We start from the raw sequence: 6,000 nt of genomic DNA, 5'->3' as shown, positions 1-6,000 counted from the left end.
GCGCCGGTTGGACCAGTATCTCCAGTTACACCAGTTACTCCTGTTGGTCCGATATCTCCAGTTACACCAGTTACTCCTGTTGGTCCGATATCTCCAGTTACACCAGTGGCGCCGGTTGGACCAGTATCTCCAGTTGCTCCTATGCCTGTTGCACCAGTGGCGCCTGTATCTCCTGCAGCTGCTAACAAGGTATAATCTGGAGACGTACCTGGTGTACCTGTTGGCGACGCTGAATTCACTACATACGTACTTCCATCGAATGTCACCACTTGACCTACTGGATAGGTTGGGGCTACCGCTGGATCAAATGCCACGATGCCTGTTAAACCTACGCCAGTCGCTCCAGTGGCTCCTGCTGGACCCGCCGGACCTGCTGGGCCTCTTCTTCCTCTTCCCCCTGGGGGTCCTTGAATGACACAAACACAAGGATCTTTTCCGCAGCATGGATTTTTTACTGGTTTTCCTGGTTTGCCTGACTTACCTTTCTTACAACTATCACATTCCCAGCCGTCATCCTTATAAGAATCATACCATCTTCCTCGTTTGTTATAATGCGAGTTAGATGTACATGATTTCCCACAATACCGGCATCTTTTCACATCAATCACCTCTGTCTTATTTTATGTAATTTGTACTATTTGGTGTTTTCTTAAAAAGAATGATAATAAAATCTAATTTTAGGTGTTAAATTACTGAACCTTCTTTAACCTTGATAAATTTGAGAGGAGATTTTTTCTCAGGTGGGGTGAAATGATTCTTACGAGTTTGAGAACAATGCACTATATTTTTATTTGGACGTATGAAAAAGATGATTATAATATACATAAGGATGCGCCTCCAACACTCGCTTATAGAAACCCCCACAAAAATAAAAACCCCCTGAAGCCAATGGCTCCAAGGGGGTTTCTTTATTAATACTGAGACATATACTGATGCGTTCCCATGGGTGTACTTGGGTTCTAATTATAACCTATACTGTCTTTACATGTCTTAGTGAATCATCAACGTTGATTTATAGAGATTTTCATCTTAAAAAAATAATACAAAATCATAAAATATTTTTAAATTGTGGGTGATTTGTGGGTGTTTCCTAAAAGAATGAGAATTCATTATAAACCAACCTAGTTTGATAAAAAATAACAAATCCTTTCTATAAAACAGACCATTTAGGTCTGTTTTAATTTTATTCCGAAGTCTAATTAGAAAAACCTGATAAACCTTCATCTTTAATGGAATTACCGTACCTAATTTCTTCATATATGCTTCAATCAAGCTCCCCGTCCCTTACCCTTTTATTGCTTACACTTTGACAGACAATATTCTTCTGTAAATTACTATCCCAATTTAACTCTTTCCTCCACCACTTAATTAAATAGTGATAGCAATCATTAAGACGCTCGTCAACTTTCGGCCCTTCAATGATTTTGACTTTCAACTCATATCACCTCCTACAAGAAAAACAAGTTTACCAGTAAATATAAAAAAGACCTGACTGAGTGTCAGCCAGGTTCATGAAGGGGTCAATCTTATTCTTATTATAACGAAATCCAAATCGCTAATCAAACATTTGTTCTCATTTACTTTTCAAAACTCCCCTAAATAAAGTAAAGTGTAATTGTGGATTTTTGATAGAAAGTATTGACTATGAAGAGAAAAAAGAAACTTTTGATAAAGCAATAAAATGTATAGGGAACTCCTAATCTAATGAAAACTATAGTAATGATTAGCCCTATCCGTCCCCATAAAAAAACAGACCATTCAGGGCCTGTTTTAATTTTGCCTATACGTTTTGAGAAGTTGTGTTTTGATCAATTGAAACAGCAATGAAAATAGCAGATAATGTTCAAATAAAAAAAGCCCCGAAAAGGACTTTTTTATTAATAGACTTCATGCTTAACCAAAGTAGCCGTTTTCTGCGGTTTGAATATCATTTGAGGAATTTATATGTACAGTGGTTGTGATCCCCATTAATAAGGTAAGGCTTAATATCATAACTTTCAGGTGCTTCATTCAGCTTCCTCCTCCATCCATGTCAATTTTTTGGCCTGTGATTCCAAACCTTCATCAAAGTATTTTGATGCCAGTTTGTAATTATCCTGCTTTTTATAAAATCTTGCTGCCATAATTGACAATTCTGCGGCATCTGTCCAAAGTTTTTGATTTTTCAGTACATCAAGAGCTGCGTCGAGCTGAATTTCATCATCTGTTACATATATTGAATGTATGATATTTAACTTAGCAATATACGCATTGTCAGCTAATTCATTCGCTAACATGAGTGACTCGTTGTGTGCATCCAGCCCTTCAGCTTTTTTATCTAACTGGAAGAGTACACGTGCTAACATGTAATTTGTTCTCATATACAGTGGTTTGTGTGGCTTTTTTAATTCAACCGAAAAGACATTTTGTAAACATTCTAAAGCTTGCTGAAGCTTTCCTTGACGCTCATAACATATCCCAAGATTGAAATACCCTAGCGCTTGTGGAAAATCAATTTTAGATTCTGCTGCTAAATTGATAGCATCCTTATAGGTGAATTCAGCTTGTACAAATTGGTTTAAATCCATCTTATTTGATGCGATTACCATTAGAGTAGTAGCAACCCGACTCTCTTGTAAATCTGCTGATTTAAAGCTTTCTAAAGCTTTTTTGGCGTGGTTAATGGAGAAATGATTTTGTGCGATTTCGTAGTATGCAATTGAAAGCTGATAATTAAATTCAGCACGTTCTAAATCGTCAGGAACGTTTCGAAGTCGGGTCTCTGCAATATGATAATAGTTGATAGCGTCTGAAAAGCGCTTTTTATAAAACTCATACATGCCATTGAAGAAGAAATAATAATACTGAATCATGTCATCCGTTTTCTGCTTCTCTTCAATGTCTATTTGCTTCAATATATCTTTTGATCTCTCAAACTCCTGCGCCAACATTTTGTATCTGGAATCAATCAAGTTAAAGTATAATAAGACATTTTGATCTTCTTCCATATTTTCAAAGGCTATTACGATCTCTTTTCTCTTATTTTCAGCCTTTAGAATGTCCTGTTTCTTGATATATCCGTACCAATCACCGATCATTTTAGCAACAAATGGGCTGGCTACTTTTTCTCCCAAACAAACCTCCCCCTATCCATTCCTTTATTTTCCCTATAATTACATATATTATCATCCGTTTGAATATTCCACACCGAAAAGAAACCGCAAAAAAGAGAGACGAATTCGCCTCTCCTATATGCCTTTATTATTTAATACTATCCCAAATCGATCTTTCACCAGTATGACCTGTCTTTGAGTGTTCAAAGCTTAATAAAGGAAACTTGTTTCCATAGCAATATTTTCTCCGAGATTCACTAATAGTGGATCATCATTTTTCTCTAAGAATTCAGCTATTTGATGAAGAATCTCACTAATTTTTTCGTTGATCGGCATATTTTGATTTAATAAGAAAATGCAGAGAATCGTATCACCTACTTGATAAAGCGTATCTTCATCTTTTGTTTTTTCAATGTGATATTGCATCTTTTTAAAAAACCATTCAATTTCGTTCAAATCAACCATCGGGTAATATTGAATTTTATAAAGATTCTCTTCATCAAGGACGTCCAATTCAAATATGGCTTCAAGTTCTTCTTTACTTAAATGAACTTCAGAAAGTTCATATTCACCTTCTGCTGCTTCCTCATCAATTGTGTACTCAGCTGTATAAAGCCCCTGAATGAATTCATCAAAGGAATCTGCTAATTTAAAGTCTTCTTCCATCTCAACATCAAAATAATGAATTGCAGGATTCTCTTTCGTTTTTCGATAATCCATCGCTACCCAAGTATGGCCATCCCCGTTAATCAAAACAAGCCCTTCTGGAAGCTCCCACTCTTTTATCAAATAGGCACTATCCATAATTCCTTCATCTTCAGCAATTCCCAGCAGGTGATTAAATTGAATATGATCCTCAGCCCATGAATTAGAGTGAGTCGTTGGAAAAGCATTATGAACTGTATAACCACCATTCTGTTCTAATATGAGCTTTTTATATGTATCTGGCAAAGTGACCCCAAGTTTATCTTCAGCTTTAGTTATTTCTTCTGCGTTGATCTTTTTTAACGTATAGTAACCTTCCTCGTCTATTTCCCAAAATAATTTCAAGGTGATGCCTCCTAGTAAAATATGCACATAAGTATACCATCTTGATGAGTATATTTGACAATTTAGTCAAAATAAAAGAAGAATATTTGTTACTTAGTCATTCACAATGTCTATTTTTGTCGAAACGATAGTAAAAAGAAGGTACTTCATGTAAAATTTCCTTTGCACCTAAAAATCAGGAGGATCCAATATGAAGAAATTATCTATATTCATCTTTATTTGTTTAATGATCCTAACAGCTTGCAGTAGCACAGCATCAAATGAAAAACAGCTCACGACAGCCAATATTATTGAAGCTTTTAAAAGTGCTGGGCTTGAAGCAGAAAAACCATCTGATCTTAAACAAAAAGAGTTTGGAAATATAAGAGAAGAAGGAAAAAGAATTCTCGTTCCTTCCTTAGGTGAAAATGCTGGCGGAAGGATTTTTAAATTTGGAAATGAAACTGATTTACAGCAGGCGAAATCTTATTATGATGAGTTAGGCAATGCTGGATCTATGTTCTTCTCTCACACCTATTCAAAAGGAAACTTTTTATTACAAATGAACGGTGAAATGAAAGATTCTGAATTTGAAAAGTATAAGAAAGTAATGGATGAGGAAATAAAATAATTTCATATATTTTTAAAAGAAGGAAGGTCAATAAATGTCATCATTTTGGCTGCTAACAGTTATCCTTACGATCGTTATACTTGTTGTTTCTGTTATCTTTAAAAGAAAGAATGCACCTTTACAGTATGGAATACCATCGATTCTCATCATCATAAGTATTATCTTATTATTAATAAGTTTTTTCGTAGGAAGTTGGGAAGGTTTAGGATTGGGTGCAATCAGTATATCTTTACTGATTGCATCTGTGATTACTTTAATTATAAATGCCATCTTGAGTTATTCTAGTGGTAAATAACATAGAGCAACTTCCAATTCAGAAGTTGCTTACTTTTTAATCTTTATAGTACTCAAAGATATCCAGTATATCTTTTTCATCCATAAAAAGTATCGAAAAGGGGCATTATTGTACATCCTTATCAATCTGTTTCCTGAAAGAGATGGGTACTAGAACTGCTGCTTCTTTTTCTCACATTTTTCGAAAAACATCTCAAATTATTTAAAAGTGCTTTAACTTTCCATCAAGAAATTCCTTAACATTTTCGACATTTTGATCCTCTTTTTTATTCAATCTAAAATTGACCTCTTTTACAAACGGTTCTGGGTTACCCAATAGATCACTGAAATTTATATCAATTATGTCATTTTCTTTTTGTTCAAGCTCTTTTCGAATTCGCTTAAGGTTATCTTCATATATTTTTAAAATAAAATCGGCAGTTCGCTCACCAAAACCCTCTCTTAAAGCAAGTGAAGAAACAGATTCTTCAATAGGACGCCAAACAAATATAAAAGTGATATCAGAAATTTCCTCAAAAAAAGGCTTCCAAATATCGAAAGTTAGTGCTGTGCGAGGATCTTTTACTCCCCACACTGGTTTTACTTGATGACTAAGAAAAGAACGAATTTGATCTTTAGAAAATTGGTTAGAAAGGACACTTGATCGTGAAGGAGGCGCAAACCAAAAAGAGTTTAATGACTCCAATATCTTGTCATTCATGATGACAAAATGAATATTCTCAAAATGTCCCTTCAGGTTTGAGCTAGATGGGCCGATTAACTGTTCTCCCATATGTATACCTAAATGATGCAACACCCCAGCTACAGCACTAGATCCAGACCGATGATTACATAATACTAAAAACAACTTGCTGTCCATGTTACTCACCTTCTCACAATGTAATGATATTTAAATGAATGTATTCAATCAGTATTCATTCCATTACACATTTTGATTTCCACACAACGAATTTT

At 35.0% G+C, this 6,000-nt stretch carries 5 protein-coding genes and 1 pseudogene; 2 read left to right on the top strand and 4 right to left on the bottom strand.

Going from position 1 to position 6,000, the window contains the following annotated elements; genetic code table 11:
* The 3 genes and pseudogenes from SB660_RS02670 to SB660_RS02660 form a co-directional block, all read right to left on the bottom strand.
* Positions 1–599, bottom strand: a pseudogene (locus SB660_RS02670) (exosporium glycoprotein BclB-related protein); the annotation flags it as partial.
* Positions 600–2,006: 1,407 nt separating this feature from the next.
* Positions 2,007–3,113 carry a response regulator aspartate phosphatase gene (locus SB660_RS02665; RefSeq protein WP_410581206.1) on the bottom strand — a complete coding sequence of 369 codons (1,107 nt, stop codon included), beginning with the start codon at positions 3,111–3,113 and terminating at the stop codon, positions 2,007–2,009.
* Between the two features lie 189 nt (positions 3,114–3,302).
* Positions 3,303–4,142 (bottom strand): SMI1/KNR4 family protein, encoded by an 840-nt coding sequence (locus SB660_RS02660; protein ID WP_410581204.1) that lies wholly within the window; start codon positions 4,140–4,142, stop codon positions 3,303–3,305.
* A 190-nt stretch (positions 4,143–4,332) separates the two neighbouring features.
* Between SB660_RS02660 and SB660_RS02655 the strand changes: the two genes are divergently transcribed.
* Entirely contained in the window at positions 4,333–4,752 is a 420-nt protein-coding gene (locus SB660_RS02655; RefSeq protein ID WP_169056564.1) for a stress protein, read from the top strand.
* A 34-nt stretch (positions 4,753–4,786) separates the two neighbouring features.
* Entirely contained in the window at positions 4,787–5,047 is a 261-nt protein-coding gene (locus tag SB660_RS02650) for a YesK family protein (protein ID WP_410581202.1), read from the top strand.
* Positions 5,048–5,248: 201 nt separating this feature from the next.
* On the opposite strand, the gene SB660_RS02645 is transcribed toward SB660_RS02650, so the two are convergent.
* Entirely contained in the window at positions 5,249–5,905 is a 657-nt protein-coding gene (locus SB660_RS02645; protein WP_410581200.1) for a sulfotransferase family protein, read from the bottom strand.
* Between the last annotated feature and the right edge of the window lie 95 nt (positions 5,906–6,000).

The organism is Bacillus sp. SIMBA_005, assembly GCF_046535585.1.
Taxonomy (GTDB): domain Bacteria; phylum Bacillota; class Bacilli; order Bacillales; family Bacillaceae; genus Bacillus; species Bacillus pumilus.
This window is presented reverse-complemented; position numbering and strand designations above follow the sequence as displayed.